The sequence below is a fragment of the Saccharothrix sp. BKS2 genome (assembly GCF_047689505.1).
GTDB lineage: Bacteria > Actinomycetota > Actinomycetes > Mycobacteriales > Pseudonocardiaceae > Actinosynnema > Actinosynnema lopnurensis.
This window is the reverse complement of record NZ_JAUQOL010000003.1, coordinates 284,762-301,251: the sequence shown is the minus strand read 5'-3', so window position 1 is coordinate 301,251 and position 16,490 is coordinate 284,762. Positions and strand designations below refer to the sequence as shown.

Below are 16,490 nucleotides of genomic sequence, written 5' to 3'. Positions count from 1 at the left end.
GCGTGCGGTCGCCCGCCGCGGGGTCGGGGGCGGACCGGATCAGCCGACGCGCAGGAGCTGCCACTGCTGGTTGGCGCCGCCCCAGTCGCTGTACTGGACGATGTTGCCGCCGTCGGCGGTGGAGGCGCCCTGGACCTCCAGCGCCTTGCCGCTGTTGCGGTTGACCAGGCGGAGGTAGCCGTCCGCGTCGATCACGCGGAACTGCTGGTTGGCGCCGTTGCCGTCGGCCCACTGGACGATGGCCGCGCCGTCGGCGGTGGAGAAGTTGTAGACGTCCAGCACCTTGCCCGAGTGGCGGGACTTCACCCGGTAGTAGCCGCCGCCCGAGTCGACGAACTGCCACTGCTGGTTGGCGCCGTCACCCCTGGTCCACTGGGTGATCCGCGCGCCGTCGTTGGTGGCGAGGTTGTAGACGTCGAGCGCCTTGCCGCTGTTGCGGTTCACCAGCACGTACCACGCGGTCGGGTCGATGACCCCCGGCTGGCCGCCGCCACCCTCGTTGAGGGCGTTGAGCACGGCGGTGTAGGCGGCCTTCTTGTTGCCCGAACCGTCGAACAGCAGCGGTGAGTCGTTCGGGTAGCGCCAGGAGTCGGTGTCGCGGATGCCCCACACGGTGATGCCCGTGCAGCGGGCGACGGCCAGGCACGCCTGGGTGACCCGGCGGTAGTTGTCGGCCTGCTGCGAGCCGGAGCCGGCGATGTCCAGCTCGGTGATCTGCACGTCGACGCCGAGGGCGGCGAAGCGCTGGATCGTGGTCGGGTAGTCGCCGGGGATGCTCGTGCCGAAGTGCGACTGGAGGCCCACGCAGTCGATGGGCACGCCGCGGGACTTGAAGTCCTGCACCATGCGGTAGACGCCCTGGGTCTTGGCGGCCGACCAGCTGTCGATGTTGTAGTCGTTGTAGCAGAGCTTCGCGCCCGGGTCGGCGGCGCGGGCGGTGCGGAAGGCGACCTCGATCCAGTCGTTGCCGGTGCGCTGGAGGTTGGAGTCCCGCCGGCCGCCGCCGCTGCCGTCCGCGAACGCCTCGTTCACCACGTCCCAGGTGAAGACCTTGCCCCGGTAGTAGGAGGCGACCCGGGAGACGTGGTTCACCAGCGCCGAGCGCAGGGCGGAACCCTCCATGCGCTGCATCCAGCCGGGCTGCTGCGCGTGCCAGGCCAGGGTGTGGCCGCGGACCTTCATGCCGCGGGCGGTGGCGTGGTTGACGATCCGGTCGCCGTTGGTGAACGTGAACTGGCCCTGGTTGGGCTCGGTCGCGTCCATCTTCATCTCGTTCTCGGCGGTGACGCTGTTGAACTCCCTGTTCAGGAGGTTCACGTAGGTCGAGTCGCCGAGCCTCCCGGCCGCGACGGCGGCGCCGAAGTACCGGCCCTTCTCCGCCGCCGAGGCCCCCAGCGTCGTGCCGGCCAGGGCCTGGCCGCTGAACGCCACCGTCATGCTGGTGGCGACGAGTCCCGCGACGAGCAGCAACGCCGTTGTTCTCGGCCGACGCGGGGGCGTCGGCCGAATGACCGCTCGTGTCGAATGGTTCATCACGTGTCCTTCGGATCGGCACACCGCGTGCCTTGGCTACCGCGGTGGCAGGGGCACTTCACCGACGCCCGCACCAGGTGACCGACCACGCGCCCGCATCTGTTAGCGTTAACAACGTGGAGCTCGGACTTCCTTTCCGCAAATCGAACGGCGGGGGGGTTCGGCGGGCATCACCACGGGCGCGCATCGTGCCCATCAGACTGTGAACGATGGCGCACAGCCGGTCAAGACGTAACGAAAATGTTTCGTGCAGGTGGCCCGGTCCCTGCGGGTAACCGGTGGTCGGCGGTGAATGCCACCCAATCAGCTAAAGTTAGCGCAAACATTTTTAGCTTCGGACAGGTGTTGACGCGCAATTGCCGCGGTGGTTACCGCACCGCCCGGCGGATCGCCCCGCCCGCGCCGGTCGCACCCCGCCCGACCCGGCGGCGCGGCACGGGGGACGTCGCCCGGACCAGATCCGCGGACAGGCGGCGGTGCGCCAGCGCGAACACCACCGGCAGCGGCGCGACCAGGAGGAGCGACCCGGCGCACAGCAGGGGCACGTCCGTGCCCCACCGCCCCTGGAACGCGTCGAGCGCGCCCGCCGCCGTGCGCCGCGCGGGGTCGTCGACCAGCACGATCGCCAGCAGGAAGTGGTTCCACGTCCAGGTGAACAGCAGGATCGCCAGGGACGACACCGCGGGTCGGGCCAGGGGCAGGTGCACCCGCCGGAACGCCTGCCACGGCCCCGCGCCGTCCAGCCGCGCGCTGTCGGACAGCTCCGGCGGCGCACCGGCGAAGTGCGCCCGCAGCCAGAGCACCGCGATCGGCAGGTGCACCGCGACCAGCGCCGACACCAGGCCCCACCGGGTGTCGAGCAGGCCCAGGTCCCGCACCTGGTGGTAGAGCGGCGTGACGACGGCCTCCACCGGCAGCACCAGCCCGACCGCGAACAGCCCGGACACCACGCGGTGACCGGTGAAGCGCAGGTGCCCGAGCGCGTAGCCCGCCGGCGCGGCCAGGGCGAGGGTCAGCGGGACCACGCCGAGCGCGACGAGCCCGCTGGAGGTCAGCAGGTCGAGCACCCGCCCCGACCGGAACGCCGTGGCGAAGTTCGACCAGTGCGGGTCGCTCGGCCAGGTCAGGCCGGGCGGGTAGGTACCCGGCGGGTGCAGCGCGGTCACGAACAGCTCGGCGAACGGCACGAGCGTCACGACCACCAGGACGGACAGCACCAGCCCGCCCGCGGCCCGCTCCCACCGCCCGGGGGTCATCGCGACCGCCGCAGCGCGGGCGCCACCACCGCGAGGACCAGCACCACGAGGACGACGGCCAGCGCCGACGCGAGCCCCACCTCGCGCCGCGCGAACGCCAGGGAGAACACCTCCAGACCCGGCACCGACGTGGCGTTGCCCGGCCCGCCCTGGGTGGTGGCGTAGACGACGTCGAAGCTCGCCAGCGCCGCGATCGCCGTCACGGTCGCGCACACGCCCAGCTCACGGCGCACACCGGGCAGCACGACCACCCGGAGTTCCTGCCGGAAGCCCGCGCCGTCGAGCCGCGCCGCCTCGTAGAGCGCCGGGTCGATCCGCTCCGCCCCCGCCAGCAGCAGGGTGGTGCACAGGCCGAGCAGCACCCACGCCCCGATCGCCCCCACCGCCGCCAGCGCGGTGGACGAGTCGCCCAGCCACGCCCGCGTCACCCCGCCCAGCCCCACCGCGGCCAGCAGCCGGTTCACCGCCCCCGTGGACGACAGCAGCAGGCTCCACGCGATCCCCGCCGCCACCAGCGGCACCGCCTGGGGCAGGAGCAGCACCACCCGCACCGACCGGCCGGCCGCGGCGCGCCGGATCACCGCGGCGGCCAGCAGGCCCAGCGGCACCGGCACGCCGGTGAAGAGCACGACCAGCACCAGGGCGTGGCCGATGGCCCCGTACAGGTCGGGGTCGGTGAGCACCGCGCGGTAGTTGTCCCAGCCGACCCAGGTGGCCGGGCCGACCCCGTCCCACCGGTACAGCGAGTACCGGACCGTGGCGGCCAGCGGCCGCAGCACGAACACCGCGTACACCGCCAGCGCCGGCAGCACGAACAGCCAGCCGACCAGCCGCGACACCGCGTCCTCACCCGCCGACCTGGTCGGTGTAGTCGGCCTGCACCCGCCGCAGCAGCTCCTCCGGCGTCCGCTCGCCCGCCGCCAGCTCCTGGAGGCCCGGGGTCCAGCTCTCGGCCAGGACGGCGCCGGTGGCGTTGGCGACGAAGTCCATGCCCGTGCCGTCCGCGACCACCGCGGCGGCGGCGGCGAGCGTGGCCGCCGTGACCGATCCGGGCTCGACCGGCGGCCGGTCGGCGTCGCCCGGTCCGAGGGGGAGCGCCCCGCCGACCCGCACGGTGATCCCGCGCGCCACGCGGTCGGTGACCGCCCAGTTCAGGAAGAACGCGGCGCAGCCGGGGTGCGCGGCGCGGGCCGGGACGGCGAAGGTCGGGGGACCGGACATCGCGGCCCGCCGGTCACCGGCCCGCACCGGCGGCGCGAGGAAGAAGCCGACCCGGCCGGGCATCCGCCGGTCGAGCACCGCGGACTCCCAGTCGCCGTTGACCATGAACAGCGCCCGGCCGGAGGCGAACCGGTCGAGCATCCGCGCGTAGTCGGTGGCGTTGAGGTCGGCGTCGAAGTACCCGGCGCGCAGCCACCGCTGGAGGTGCCGCGCGGCCTCGGTGTTCGCCGGCGTGTCGATCCTCGCCCCGGGTTCCTGGAAGGTCCAGCTGTCGATCGCCGACGGGGAGCCGTAGGCGGCCATGAGGCTCTGGAGGGGGAACACGAGGCCGGCCGTCGCTCCCGCGTTGAACCCGGCCAGGGGCGTGATGCCCGCGTCCTTCGCCCTGGCCAGGGCGTCGTCGAACTCCGCCAGCGTCGCGGGCTCGCGGAACCCGATCCGCGCGGCCAGGTCCCGGTTGTAGAACACCCCGGTCACGCTCGTGGAGAACCCCATCGCGTACAGCGGGCCCTCGCCGCGCGGCCGGCCACCCGGGCCGACGCGCATCTGCCGGAGCTGCGCCGCGGGCCAGTCGTCCCAGCCGAACTCCGCGGCGTAGCCGTCGAGGTCGAGCAGCAGGCCGTCGCCCGCCAGGTCGGACACCTGGGGCAGCCGGACCAGGTCCGGCGGGTGGTCGGCCAGCAGGCGCGGCGCGTTGCGCGCCAGCACCGCGAACTGCTCCTCGCGCACCTCCCACGTCACGGTCGGGTGCTGCCGGGTGAACTCGTCCGTGAGGGCCCTCGCCAGGGGGAAGCCGGTCTCGAAGCGGGCCCGCAGCACCACCGGGTCGGTGCCGCAGCCCGGTGCGGGCACCGCGGTCGTCGACGTGGCGACCGGGTGGTCGCCGCCGGGGGCCGAGCAGCCGACCAGGAGCGCCGAGGCCAGCGCGGCGACGGCGATCGCGTGTGGACCGGACCTGCGTGGACGGGGCAACGGCCTCTCCTCGATCGAGCTAAATCGTGTTAGCCTGCCGGGGTTTCGAGCCGGGCGTTCCGGTGTCAAGGACATCGTATGTCCTTTGAGGACGGAGGGCGACCTTGGGGCAGCGACGCATCACGCTGGCCGACGTGGCCAGGGCGACCGGTGTCTCGACCACCACGGTGTCCCTCGTGCTCTCCGGCCGCGGGAGGGACCTGCGCATCTCCGAGGAGGTGGAGCGCCGGGTGCGCTCGACCGCGCAGGAGCTGGGGTACCGGCGCAACACCCTGTCGGTCGGCCTGCGCACGGGGCGCACCCGGACGATCGGGTTCGTGTCCGACACCGTGGCGTCCTCGCTGCTGGCCGGGAACATGATCAGGGGCGCCATGGAGGCCGCCCACCGGCGGGGCTTCATGCTGTTCATCGGGGAGAGCGGCGGTGATCCCGACGTCGAGCGCGCCCTGGTCGAGGCGATGCACGACCGCCGGGTGGACGGCATCGTCTTCGCGGCGATGTACACCCGGAAGGTCGTCGTGCCCGAGGGCCTGGACCAGGGCCCGGCGGTCCTCCTCAACGCCCTGCCCGCGGCGTACTCGTCCCTGCCGGCCGTGCTGCCCGACGAGGTGGAGGCCGGTCGCGCCGCCGCGCGGGTCCTCGTCGACGCGGGCCACCGCGAGGGCGTCCACCTGGTCGGCGCCGGTCCCGGGCTCGACGACGTACCCCCGAACAGCATCGCCGCGCAGGAACGCCTGATCGGCCTGCGGCAGGTGTTCGACGCCGCGGGCGTCGAGGTGGCGAGCGCGCACCCCTGCCCGAAGTGGATGCCGGAGAACGGCTACGGGACCACCCGGGAGGTCCTGCGCCGGCACCGCCCGAAGGCCCTGGTCTGCTTCAACGACCGACTCGCCCTCGGCGCCTACCAGGCGCTCGCCGACGCCGCGCTGTCCGTGCCGGACGACGTCTCCGTGATCTCCTTCGACGACCACCCCATCGCCTCCTGGGTGCGACCGAGGCTCACCACCATCGCCCTGCCGCACCACGAACTGGGGGTGAGGGCGGTGGAGGTGCTCTTCGCGACGCCAGAACGGCGCGCGCGGTCCCGGGCCGCCCCCGTCGTGCACCGCGTCCCCATGTCCGTCGTGCCCGGCGAGTCGGTCAAACCCCTGCGCGCGCCGTCGCGGTAGGGCCGCCGCAGGAGCTCTGTTCACGCTCACAAGCCGAAACGATGAGTGCGTGCTGTTCAATGGGCTGAACGGAGCAACTTTCTCTACTGTGCCTTCTAGCTGCTGTTATTCCGATCAGCAGTATTGTTGCCGGCGTTCGGCTCGGAAGAAGTCGCTAAAGTTAGCGCTCACAACTTTAGCTTTGACCCCGTTGTCGGGACGTAGTTGTATGGGTGTTGACCACCCCGGCCGCTCCGCTCCCGGCGCGATACCGCCCCGCCGAGCGCGCACCACGAGCGCCGTCAACGACGACGTGGGGAACCGCGATGCGACGAAGCCCGGCGGCACCGACCGCCGCCCCCTGCCGGTCCTCCGCCGGACGCGGGTCCTCCGCCGGACGCGGTCATCGAAGAACGCGCTGACCCGCGTTCGGCCCGCCGTCGAACGCGTCGATCCGCGTTCGACCCCGCCGAACGCGTCGCCCCGCGTTCGTCCCGGCTGAAGGCGCTGACCCGCGTCCGGTCCCGCCGAACGCGGCACCACCCCCGAGCCGAACCCCTCGCCCCGTTCGACGGCGCACCCGGCCGGCTCTCGCACGCCCACCGACCCGCTCCCCGACCCCCGGTGCGCCTCCGCCGCCCGCACCGGCCCGCACCGCCGCCGACCACCCGTCCGCCGGCGAAGCACCGCCACGCCCCGGCACGGCCTCCCCGCCGCGCCCCCGCGTCGTCCGACGAAAGAGGCGAAGATGCCCACCCGTGCACGCAGACGACTCCTCCACCTCGCCACGTCCGCCCTCGTGGCGCTGGGCGCGTTCACCGCGGCCCCCGTCGCCGCACCCGTCGCCCAGGCGGCGCCCGGCAGCCCGGCGCTCACCCCGCCGATGGGCTGGAACAGCTGGAACAGCTTCGGTTGCGGCATCACCGAGGCGCAGGTCCGGCAGGCCGCCGACGCGATGGTCTCCTCCGGGATGCGGGATGCCGGTTACCAGTACGTGGTGGTGGACGACTGCTGGTTCGACCCGAACCGCGACAGCGCGGGCAACCTGCGGGCACACCCGACGAAGTTCCCCAGCGGCATGAAGGCGTTGGGCGACTACATCCACGCCCGCGGCCTGAAGTTCGGCATCTACCAGGCGCCCAACGAGAAGACCTGCGCGCAGGGCGTCGGCACGCACCCCGGCTCCACCGGCAGCAAGGGGCACGAGGTCCAGGACGCCCGGTCGTTCGCCTCGTGGGGCGTGGACTACCTCAAGTACGACTGGTGCTCCGGCGCCGGCACCCGTGACGAGCAGATCGCCCGGTTCACCATCATGCGCGACGCGCTGCGCGCCACCGGCCGCCCGATCGTCTACAGCATCAACTCCAACAGCTTCCACGCGCCGACCGGTGACAAGTACGACTGGGGCGAGGTCGCCGACCTGTGGCGCACCACGGAGGACCTGCTCGACATCTGGCAGAACGGCAACACCAACAGCTACCCGATGGGCGTGGGGAACGTCCTCGACGTCACCGCGCCGCTGGCCGCGCAGACCGGTCCGGGCAACTGGAACGACCCCGACATGCTCGTCGTCGGTCGACCCGGCCTGACCCTCACCGAGTCCCGCACGCACTTCGCCCTGTGGGCGCTGATGGCCTCGCCCCTCATGGCGGGCAACGACATCCGCTCCATGTCGGCCGACATCAGCGCCACCCTGCGCAACCCGCGGCTGATCGCGGTGAACCAGGACCGCCTCGGCGCCGGCGGCAGGCGCGTGCGCGACGACGGCAACACCGAGGTGTTCGCCAAGGCCCTGTCGGACGGTTCGGTCGCGGTCGGCCTGATCAACCGGGGCGGCGGCGCCGCCACCATCACCACCACCGCGGCGCAGGTCGGCCTGACCGGTGGCTCCTTCGCCCTCACCGACCTGTGGACCGGCGGCACCTCCACGACCTCGGGCTCGATCTCGGCGAACGTCCCCGCGCACGGCTCGGCCGTCTTCCGGGTGGCCGGCGGCACGCCGGCGGCGGCCACGACCTCGCGCCTGCGCGGCGCCGGCTCGGGCCGCTGCGTGGACGTGGACAACGCCTCCACCGCCTCCGGGGCCGCCACCCTCGTCTGGGACTGCCACACCGCGGCCAACCAGCTGTGGACGACGTGGGCGAACGGTGAGGTCCGCGTCTTCGGCGACAAGTGCCTGGACGCGCACAACCAGGGCACCGCCAACGGCACCCGCGTGATCATCTGGCCGTGCAACGGCCAGGCCAACCAGCGCTGGGCGTTCCAGGCGGACGGTTCCGTGCGCAACGTCCAGTCCGGGCTCTGCCTCGACGTCAACCAGGCGGGCACCGCCAACGGGTCGACCCTGGTCCTCTGGACCTGCAACGGGCAGGCCAACCAGCGGTGGACCCGCGTCTGACCAGGTGCGGCCCACACCCGTCGACCCACCACCCGCCGACCCCGGGAGCAGCACCGTGCTCACCCACCGCAGGCCCGCGATCGCCGGCTCCCTCCGGGACCCCAGCGTGTGCCGGGTGGGGGAGGACTACTACCTGGTGTGCTCCAGCTTCGAGTACTTCCCGGGCGTGCCGATCTTCCACAGCCGCGACCTGGCGCGCTGGCGGCAGATCGGCAACGTCCTCGCCCGGCCGGAGCAGGTGCTGCTGCGCGCCGACGCACCCGCGTCGCGCGGGATCCACGCCCCGACGATCCGCCACCACGCCGGCCGGTTCCAGGTGGTCGCCGGCAACGCGTCGACGGGCCGAGCCTTCCTCGTCACGGCGGACCACCCGCTCGGGCCGTGGTCGGACCCGGTGTGGCTCGACCTGCCCGGCGGCGCCCCCGACCTGGCCTGGGACGGGGACGGCACGTGCTGGTGCACCACGCCCGACGGTCGGGTGGCCCGCCTCGACCCCGGCACCGGGGCGGTGGTGGAGGGGCCGTGGCGGGCGTGGTCGGGCAGCGGCCCCGACGACCGGGGAGGGTGGCGCCTGCACCGGGCGGGCGACTGGTGGTACCTGCTGTCCGCCGGGCGCCACGGGCTCGTCGTCGCCCGCGCGCGCACTCCCCGCGGGCCGTTCGAACCCGCGCCGGGCGCCCTCGGCGGCACCTCCCGGCCGAGGCGGGGCGCCGGCCGCGCGGACCTCGTCGGCACGCCGGACGGGGCCTGGTGGCTGGTGCTGCCGGGAGCGCGCCGCCCGGCTCCCGAGGTGCTCGGGCAGGACGCGGCCCTGCTGCCCGTGCGCTGGGAGGACGGGTGGCCCGTCGTCGGGGAGGAGGGGGTTGCCGCGCCCGAGCACGTGGCGCGGCACCCGCTGCCGTCGATCCCGGCGCGCGAGGACTTCGACGGGTTCACCCTCGCCCCGTGCTGGATATCCCCGCGCGAGCGCCCGGACGGCTCGTGGTCGCTGGCCGAACGCCCCGGTTGGCTGACGCTGCGCGCCACCGGCGACACCCTCGACCGCCCCGGCTGCACGTTCTTCGGCCGCCGCCTGGAGCACCCGGACTCGCGGGTCTCGGCCCGCCTGGAGCCGGGCAGCGCTCGGGCGGGCCTGAGCATCCGGTGCGACGAGGCGCACCACTACGACTTCGAGGTCGCGGCGGGCAGGGTGGACGTGGTCGCGCGGATCGGCCCGGTGCGCCAGGTCGTGGCGAGCCGGACCGTCCGCCCGGGGCCGGTCACCCTCACCATCGTCACCCGCACGACCGACCTCGTGCCGCCGTCGTTCGTGCGGCCGACCGACGAACCCGCGGGTGTCGAGCCCGCCGGGCCCGACACCATCGCGTTCCACGTCGACGACGACCCCGGCCCCCTGGCCGAGCTGAGCGGGCGGTACCTGTCGCCCGGGATCGCCGGCGGCCTCGCCGGGAGGGTCGTCGGCATGTACGTCACCCGCGGCGTCGCGGCGTTCGACTGGTTCGACCACCGCGACCGGCTCTTCCCTGCCGGGTGACCGCCGCCCCATCCCCCCGGCGGACCTACGCCCCCCTTGGAGGCTCGTCATGAAATCGACGCCGTTGTCCTCGTCGCTCCCGCGGCGCGTGGGCGCCCTGCTCGCGGCGATCGTCTGCGCCCTGGCGCTCACGCCCGCGATCGCCGAGGCGGACAACCCGATCGTGCAGCACATCCACACCGCCGACCCGGCACCGCTCGTCCACAACGGACGCGTGTACCTCTACACCGGGCACGACGAGGACGGCTCGACCTGGTTCACCATGAAGGAGTGGCGGGTCTGGTCCTCCGACGACATGGTGAACTGGACCGACCACGGCGCGCCGATGAACGTGGGGACGTTCTCCTGGGCGAGCAAGGACGCGTGGGCCGGGCAGGCGATCGAGCGCAACGGCAAGTTCTACTGGTACGTGCCCGTGGTCAACCGGGCCACCGGCCGGATGGCCATCGGCGTCGGGGTCGCGGACAGCCCCACCGGCCCGTTCCGCGACGCCATCGGCCGCCCGCTGGTGGAGAACGGCGAGATCGACCCGACCGTCTTCATCGACGACACCGGTCAGGCGTACCTGTACTGGGGCAACCCGAACCTCTGGTACGTGCGGCTCAACGCCGACATGACCTCGTTCTCCGGCAGCCCGACCCGGATCCCGCTGACCACGGCCGGGTTCGGCACCCGCACCGGTGACGCCGCCCGGCCCACCCTCTACGAGGAGGGGCCCTGGGTCTACAAGCGCAACGGCCTGTACTACAACGTGTTCGCGGCGAAGTGCTGCTCGGAGTTCATCGCCTACTCCACCGCGCCCGGCCCGACCGGGCCCTGGACCTACCGCGGCACGGTCATGCCCACCCAGGGCAGCAGCTTCACCAACCACGCGGGCATCGTGGACTTCAAGGGCGGCTCGTACTTCTTCTACCACAACGGGGCCCTGCCGGGCGGTGGCGGCTTCACCCGGTCCGTGGCGGTGGAGAGGTTCGCCTACAACGCCGACGGCACCATCCCGACCATCACCATGACCACGGGTGGAGCACCGCAGGCGGGCACCCTCAACCCCTACGTCCGCCAGGAGGCCGAGACCATCGCCTGGGGCTCCGGCATCGAGACCGAACCCTCCTCCGAGGGCGGGATGAACATCGGTTGGATCGAGAACGGCGACAACGTCAAGGTCAAGGGCGTCGCGTTCGGCGGGGGCGCGAGGTCCTTCAGCGCGCGGGTCGCCTCGGGCGCGGCCGGCGGCACGATCGAGGTCCGGCTGGACGGCCCGAGCGGTGCGGTGGTGGGCCGCTGCGGTGTTCCCGGCACCGGCGGCTGGCAGAACTGGACCACGGTCTCGTGCCCGATCAGCGGCGCGACGGGCACCCGCGACCTCAACCTCCGGTTCACCGGCGGCAGCGGCTACCTGTTCAACGTCAACTGGTGGCAGTTCACCGCGTAGCGGGTGCCGCGGAGTTCGTTACCTCGTCAAACTTAGGAAGTTCGCGCTCACAAATCGGAGGTGCCGGGCCTGCGCCGGGAGCGCTTCTCCACGCGGAAACCGGGTATTGCCAGGGTTCTTGACGACGGTTGTGACACAGCTTACTGTCGTGAGCGCTAACAATCGGAGCTTGGGTCGAAAGTTTCGGCCCGAACGATTCGTCGGGTGCGACCCGGTTTCCGCGCCACCGCCGACCCGCGGTGGTCGGCTGCCCGGTGGCGGAGCCCCTGTTCCCGCACAACCTTGGAGAAGCGTCGTGACACTTCGCCTGCCCCTGCTCTGCGCCACCGCGGCCCTGGCCCTGGTCGCCGCCTGCTCACCCGGCACGGGGGGCGGCGGCGGGGAGGGGGACGGCAAGTCGTTCGAGTTCTGGTCCTTCGCCGCCATCAACCAGAAGCTGACCGTGGACGCGTACCAGGCGAAGCACCCGGACGTCCGGATCAAGCTGACCGAGGTGGGCACCTCGACCGAGACCGCCCAGTCGCTGACCACCGCCCTGGCCGGCGGGAAGGTGCCGGACCTGGTGCTGATCCAGGGCGACAACCTGCCGCAGTTCGTGGAGCAGCCGCAGAACTTCGTGGACCTGCGGACGCTGGGCGCCGACGACGTCAAGGGCGACTACCTGGACTGGGTGTGGAAGCAGAGCGTCGCCGAGGGCGGTGAGGTGCTGGGCGTCCCCACCGACGTGGGTGGCATGGCCGTGGCGTACCGGACCGACCTGTTCGCCGAAGCCGGGCTGCCCACCGACCGCGAGGCCGTGAGCGCGCTCTGGCCGACGTGGGAGGCGTTCATCGAGACCGGGAAGCGCTACAAGCAGGCCACCGGCAAGGCGTTCACCGACAACGCGGCGACCAGCGTGTTCTACCAGGCGGTCAACCAGGTCTCGGAGAAGTACTACAGCGAGGACCGCAAGCTGGTCTACAGCACCAACCCGCAGGTGAAGGCGGCGTTCGACCTCGGCATCGAGGCGGCCACGGCCGGGATCACCGCCGGGCAGTCCTCGTTCGAGACCGCGTGGAGCGCCGGCATGGCGCAGGGGCAGTACGCCGCCGTGTCCGCGCCGTCGTGGATGCTCAACAGCATCCGCAGCACCGCTCCCGACACCAAGGGCAAGTGGGACATCGCCCGGATTCCCGGGAACTCCGGCAACTGGGGCGGCAGCTACCTGGCCATCCCCAAGCGCGCGAAGAACCCCCAGGCCGCCTGGGACTACATCAGGGAGATGCAGTCGCCCCGGGGGCAGCTGGAGCACTTCGCCCGCGTCGGTGCGCTGCCCTCCACGCCCTCGGTCTACCAGGACGCCGAGCTCACCGACTCCAAGGACCCGTTCTTCTCCGACGCGCCGACCGGCACGATCTACACCGACTCGCTGCTGGGCCTGAAGCCGTTCTACATCGGCCCCGACAGCGCCGCCATCGGCCAGGAGTTCCTCAACGCCATCACCAACGTCGAGCAGAGCGGCGGGAACCCGGCCACGGCGTGGGACGACGCGGTGCGCAACATCAAGACCGCCATCGGCGAGTGACCACCGTGACCGCCACGCTCACCCCGGCGCCCTCCGCCGCGCTGCCGCCCCCCGCGTCCCCCGGGGCGCGGGGGCTGCGCGAGCGCCTGGCGCCGTACGCCTACATCGCCCCGTTCTTCGTCATCTTCGGGGTGTTCGGGCTGTTCCCGTTCGCCTTCACGTTCTACGTGGCGCTGTTCGACTGGAACCCCATCGGCGACCAGGTGTTCATCGGCGTGGACAACTTCACCCGGATGTTCGCCGACCCCCGGTTCTGGAACGCCGCCGGCAACACGGTGAGCATCTGGGCGCTGTCCACGGTGCCGCAGCTGCTGCTGGCCCTGGTGCTGGCGCACGTGCTCAACCACGCCCGGCTGCGGTTCGCGCTGTTCTTCCGGATGGCGGTGCTGGTCCCGTACATCACCTCGGTGGCGGCCACGGCGATCGTGTTCGCGCAGCTGTTCGACCGCGACTACGGGCTGCTCAACTGGCTGCTCGGGCTGGTCGGGGTCGAACCGGTGGACTTCGTCCAGTCCACCTGGGGCAGCCACGTGCTCATCGCGACGATGGTGACCTGGCGGTGGTTCGGCTACACCACGCTGCTCTACCTGGCCTCGTTGCAGGCGGTGCCCCGCGCGGTCTTCGAGGCCGCGGCCATCGACGGCGCGGGGCCGTGGCAGCGGTTCCGCCACATCACCGTCCCCTCGCTGCGACCGGTGATCATCTTCACCGTGGTGACCTCGACCATCGGCGGGTTGCAGATCTTCACCGAGCCGCTGCTGATCGCCTCGGGCGCGCCGCTGACCTGCGGCGCGGTGCGGCAGTGCCAGACGTTGACGCTGTTCCTCTACGAGCAGGGCTTCGGGCAGTTCGAGTTCGGCTACGGCTCGGCGATCGGGGTGGCGCTGTTCGCCATGGTCGTGGTGATCGCCGCGGTCAACTACCTGCTGGCCGGCCGGATCAAGGCGGACCGATGACGGGCACCACGAGGCGGGGCCGCGGCCCCGGCCGGGTCCGGTGGTGGACCTACCTGCTGCTGTCCGCGGCCACCGCCGCCTGCCTGTTCCCCCTGTACTGGATGTTCATCGTCGCCACGAACGACACCGCGACGGCGACGAGGATGCCGCCCGAGGTCGTGCCGGGCGGCAACTTCTTCCACCTCGTGGGCCTGGTGCTGGACACGGTGCCGTTCGTGCAGGCGCTGCTCAACAGCCTCGCCGTGGCCACCGCCATCGGCGTCGGCCAGGCGCTGCTGTGCGCGCTGGCCGGGTTCGCCTTCGCCAAGCTGCGCTTCCCCGGCCGCAACACCCTCTTCCTGGTCGTCGTGCTCACCATGACCGTGCCCACCCAGCTCTCGGTCATCCCGCAGTACATGATCATGTCGGAGCTGGGCTGGGTGGACACGTTGCAGGCCCTGATCGTGCCCGGCCTGGCCAGCGCGTTCGGCATCTTCTGGATGCGCCAGCACATCACCGCCACCATCAGCGACGAGCTGATGCAGGCCGCCCGCATCGACGGCGCGAGCACCTGGCAGGTGTTCTGGCGCATCGCCTTCCCGATCGTGCGCCCGGCCGCGTTCGTGCTCGGCCTGTTCGGGTTCGTCACCGCCTGGAACGACTTCCTCTGGCCGTTCATCGTGCTCAAGTCGCCCGAGCGCTACACCGCCCAGATCGCCATCAAGGCCCTCCAGAACAGCTACGACGTCGACCTGGGGCTGGCCATGTCCGGCTCCTTCCTGGCCACCATCCCGCTCGTCGCGCTGTTCGTCCTGGTCGGCCGCCGCATGGTCGCCGGAATTCTCGACGGCGCCTTCAAGGGCTGAAACCCCCGCACAACGAGGAAAACCATGATCCCACCGAAGCCCGAGGCGTCGTCCTACGACAACCCCGTGATCCCCGGTTTCCACCCCGACCCCAGCGTGTGCCGGGTGGGGGAGGACTACTACCTGGTGTGCTCCAGCTTCGAGTACTTCCCGGGCGTGCCGCTCTTCCACAGCCGCGACCTGGTGAACTGGCGGCAGGTCGGCAACGTGCTGGACCGCCCGTCCCAGCTGCCGCTGCCGGCCGACGCGATGGCCTCCGACGGCATCTACGCCCCCACGATCCGGCACCACGACGGCCGGTTCTGGATGATCACCACGAACGTCTCGCACGGCGGCAACTTCGTGGTCACCGCCGAGCGCCCCGAGGGCCCCTGGTCGGACCCGGTGTGGCTCGACCTGCCCGGCATCGACCCCGACCTGGCCTGGGACGAGGACGGCAACTGCTGGTGCGCCTTCGCCGGCGCCCACGGGCCCAGCTTCCACGGCGTGCAGGTCGCCCGCGTCGACCCCGAGGCGGGGAAGGTGCTGGAGGGACCGTCCCCCGCCTGGGCCGGGACCGGGTTGCAGTGGCCGGAGGCGCCCCACCTGTACCGCGTCGGGGAGTGGTGGTACCTGCTGATCGCCGAGGGCGGCACCGAGCGCGGCCACACCGTCGCCGTGGCGCGGGCCCGTTCGCCCCGGGGCCCCTGGGAGCCGGCGCCGGTCAACCCGGTCCTGTCCCACCGGAGCACGAACCACCCGGTCCAGAGCACCGGCCACGCCGACCTCGTCACCACGCCGGACGGGGAGTGGTGGATGGTCCTGCTGGCCACCCGCCCGGTCGGGTACAGCCCCAAGTTCCACGTCCTGGGGCGGGAGACCTTCCTCACCCCCGTGCGGTGGGAGGACGGCTGGCCGCGCGTCGGCCCCGTGAACCTCCGGGAACGGGCGCCGAGCGGTGCGCGGCCGCTCCGGGCCACCCCGCAGCGGGACGACTTCGACGCACCCGGGCTCGCCCCGCAGTGGATCTCGCCCCGGTCGCGCCCGGACGGTTCCTGGTCGCTGGCCGAGCGGCCGGGGTGGCTCGCCCTGCACGCCACCGGCCCCACCCTGGACCGGCCCGGCTGCACCTTCGTCGGCCGGCGTCAGCAGCACCCCGAGAGCCGGACCGCGGTGCTGCTCGACCACGGCCCCGGTCGCGCCGGCCTGTCGGTTCGCCTGGACGAGGGCCACCACTACGACCTGGAGGTGGCCGACGGGCAGGCCGCCGTCATCGCCCGCATCGGCCCCCTGCGCCAGGTGGTGGCCACGCGCCCGGTCGTCCCGGGCCCGGTGACCCTCGTGATCACCACCCGTTCGAGCCGGAGGTGGACCGACGGGGAGGAGGGGAGGTCGGGCCTGCACGTCGCCGCGCCCGACTACCTCGCCTTCCACGTCGGCGAGGACCCGGAACCGCTGGCCGAGCTGGACGGCAGGTACCTGTCCACGGAGGTGGCCACCGGGTTCACCGGGCGGGTGATCGGCATGTACGTCACCGAGGGCACCGCGTGGTTCGACTGGTTCGACCACGGTCCGCTGGACGACCCCGACCGCACCTGACGGCGGACCCGCGGCCGTCCCCCCGGGGGTGGGACGGCCGCGGGTCCTCGCGC

The 16,490-nt window shown here is 72.5% G+C and carries 12 protein-coding genes; 8 read left to right on the top strand and 4 right to left on the bottom strand.

The window, feature by feature from the left end; all coding sequences use genetic code 11:
- Window positions 1–39 precede the first annotated feature (39 nt).
- The 4 genes from Q5530_RS06995 to Q5530_RS06980 all read right to left on the bottom strand — a co-directional run bounded on the left by Q5530_RS06995 (window position 40) and on the right by Q5530_RS06980 (window position 4,982).
- Window positions 40–1,470 carry an endo-1,4-beta-xylanase gene (locus Q5530_RS06995; RefSeq protein ID WP_415361403.1) on the bottom strand — a complete coding sequence of 477 codons (1,431 nt, stop codon included), beginning with the start codon at window positions 1,468–1,470 and terminating at the stop codon, window positions 40–42.
- A 431-nt stretch (window positions 1,471–1,901) separates the two neighbouring features.
- The gene (locus Q5530_RS06990; RefSeq protein WP_415361401.1) at window positions 1,902–2,789 is read right to left on the bottom strand and encodes a carbohydrate ABC transporter permease; all 888 of its coding nucleotides are present in this window, start codon (window positions 2,787–2,789) and stop codon (window positions 1,902–1,904) included.
- A complete protein-coding gene (locus tag Q5530_RS06985; protein WP_415361398.1) occupies window positions 2,786–3,628 on the bottom strand; it encodes a carbohydrate ABC transporter permease in 843 nt (280 codons plus the stop codon). Before Q5530_RS06985 ends, Q5530_RS06990 begins: the two co-directional genes overlap by 4 nt.
- A gap of 7 nt (window positions 3,629–3,635) precedes the next feature.
- Window positions 3,636–4,982, bottom strand: coding sequence for an ABC transporter substrate-binding protein (locus Q5530_RS06980; RefSeq protein ID WP_415361397.1), 1,347 nt, complete (start codon window positions 4,980–4,982; stop codon window positions 3,636–3,638).
- Between the two features lie 104 nt (window positions 4,983–5,086).
- Here Q5530_RS06980 and Q5530_RS06975 point away from each other — a divergent pair, with 104 nt between their 5' ends.
- The 8 genes from Q5530_RS06975 to Q5530_RS06940 all read left to right on the top strand — a co-directional run bounded on the left by Q5530_RS06975 (window position 5,087) and on the right by Q5530_RS06940 (window position 16,437).
- Window positions 5,087–6,151 carry a LacI family DNA-binding transcriptional regulator gene (locus Q5530_RS06975; protein ID WP_415361395.1) on the top strand — a complete coding sequence of 355 codons (1,065 nt, stop codon included), beginning with the start codon at window positions 5,087–5,089 and terminating at the stop codon, window positions 6,149–6,151.
- Between the two features lie 727 nt (window positions 6,152–6,878).
- The gene (locus Q5530_RS06970; RefSeq protein ID WP_415361393.1) at window positions 6,879–8,528 is read left to right on the top strand and encodes a glycoside hydrolase family 27 protein; all 1,650 of its coding nucleotides are present in this window, start codon (window positions 6,879–6,881) and stop codon (window positions 8,526–8,528) included.
- Window positions 8,529–8,583: 55 nt separating this feature from the next.
- Window positions 8,584–10,062, top strand: a complete 1,479-nt coding sequence (locus Q5530_RS06965) for a family 43 glycosylhydrolase (RefSeq protein ID WP_415361391.1) — start codon at window positions 8,584–8,586, stop codon at window positions 10,060–10,062.
- 49 nt (window positions 10,063–10,111) lie between these two features.
- Window positions 10,112–11,494, top strand: a complete 1,383-nt coding sequence (locus Q5530_RS06960) for a glycoside hydrolase family 43 protein (RefSeq protein ID WP_415361389.1) — start codon at window positions 10,112–10,114, stop codon at window positions 11,492–11,494.
- Window positions 11,495–11,789: 295 nt separating this feature from the next.
- The gene (locus tag Q5530_RS06955; protein ID WP_415361388.1) at window positions 11,790–13,058 is read left to right on the top strand and encodes an ABC transporter substrate-binding protein; all 1,269 of its coding nucleotides are present in this window, start codon (window positions 11,790–11,792) and stop codon (window positions 13,056–13,058) included.
- Window positions 13,055–14,014: a carbohydrate ABC transporter permease gene (locus Q5530_RS06950; RefSeq protein WP_415361387.1), complete on the top strand. Its 960-nt coding sequence runs from the start codon at window positions 13,055–13,057 to the stop codon at window positions 14,012–14,014. The genes Q5530_RS06955 and Q5530_RS06950 overlap by 4 nt, the downstream gene beginning before the upstream one ends.
- Window positions 14,011–14,859, top strand: a complete 849-nt coding sequence (locus Q5530_RS06945) for a carbohydrate ABC transporter permease (RefSeq protein WP_415361386.1) — start codon at window positions 14,011–14,013, stop codon at window positions 14,857–14,859. Before Q5530_RS06950 ends, Q5530_RS06945 begins: the two co-directional genes overlap by 4 nt.
- Window positions 14,860–14,883: 24 nt before the next feature.
- Window positions 14,884–16,437 (top strand): glycoside hydrolase family 43 protein, encoded by a 1,554-nt coding sequence (locus Q5530_RS06940; protein WP_415361385.1) that lies wholly within the window; start codon window positions 14,884–14,886, stop codon window positions 16,435–16,437.
- Window positions 16,438–16,490: the final 53 nt, after the last annotated feature.

Coding starts and splice junctions, on each gene's coding strand:
- Q5530_RS06990 (WP_415361401.1), bottom strand. CDS start 2,789: ATGACCCCCGGGCGGTGGGAGCGGGCCGCGGGCGGGCTGGTGCTGTCC.
- Q5530_RS06970 (WP_415361393.1), top strand. CDS start 6,879: ATGCCCACCCGTGCACGCAGACGACTCCTCCACCTCGCCACGTCCGCC.
- Q5530_RS06960 (WP_415361389.1), top strand. CDS start 10,112: ATGAAATCGACGCCGTTGTCCTCGTCGCTCCCGCGGCGCGTGGGCGCC.
- Q5530_RS06945 (WP_415361386.1), top strand. CDS start 14,011: ATGACGGGCACCACGAGGCGGGGCCGCGGCCCCGGCCGGGTCCGGTGG.
- Q5530_RS06940 (WP_415361385.1), top strand. CDS start 14,884: ATGATCCCACCGAAGCCCGAGGCGTCGTCCTACGACAACCCCGTGATC.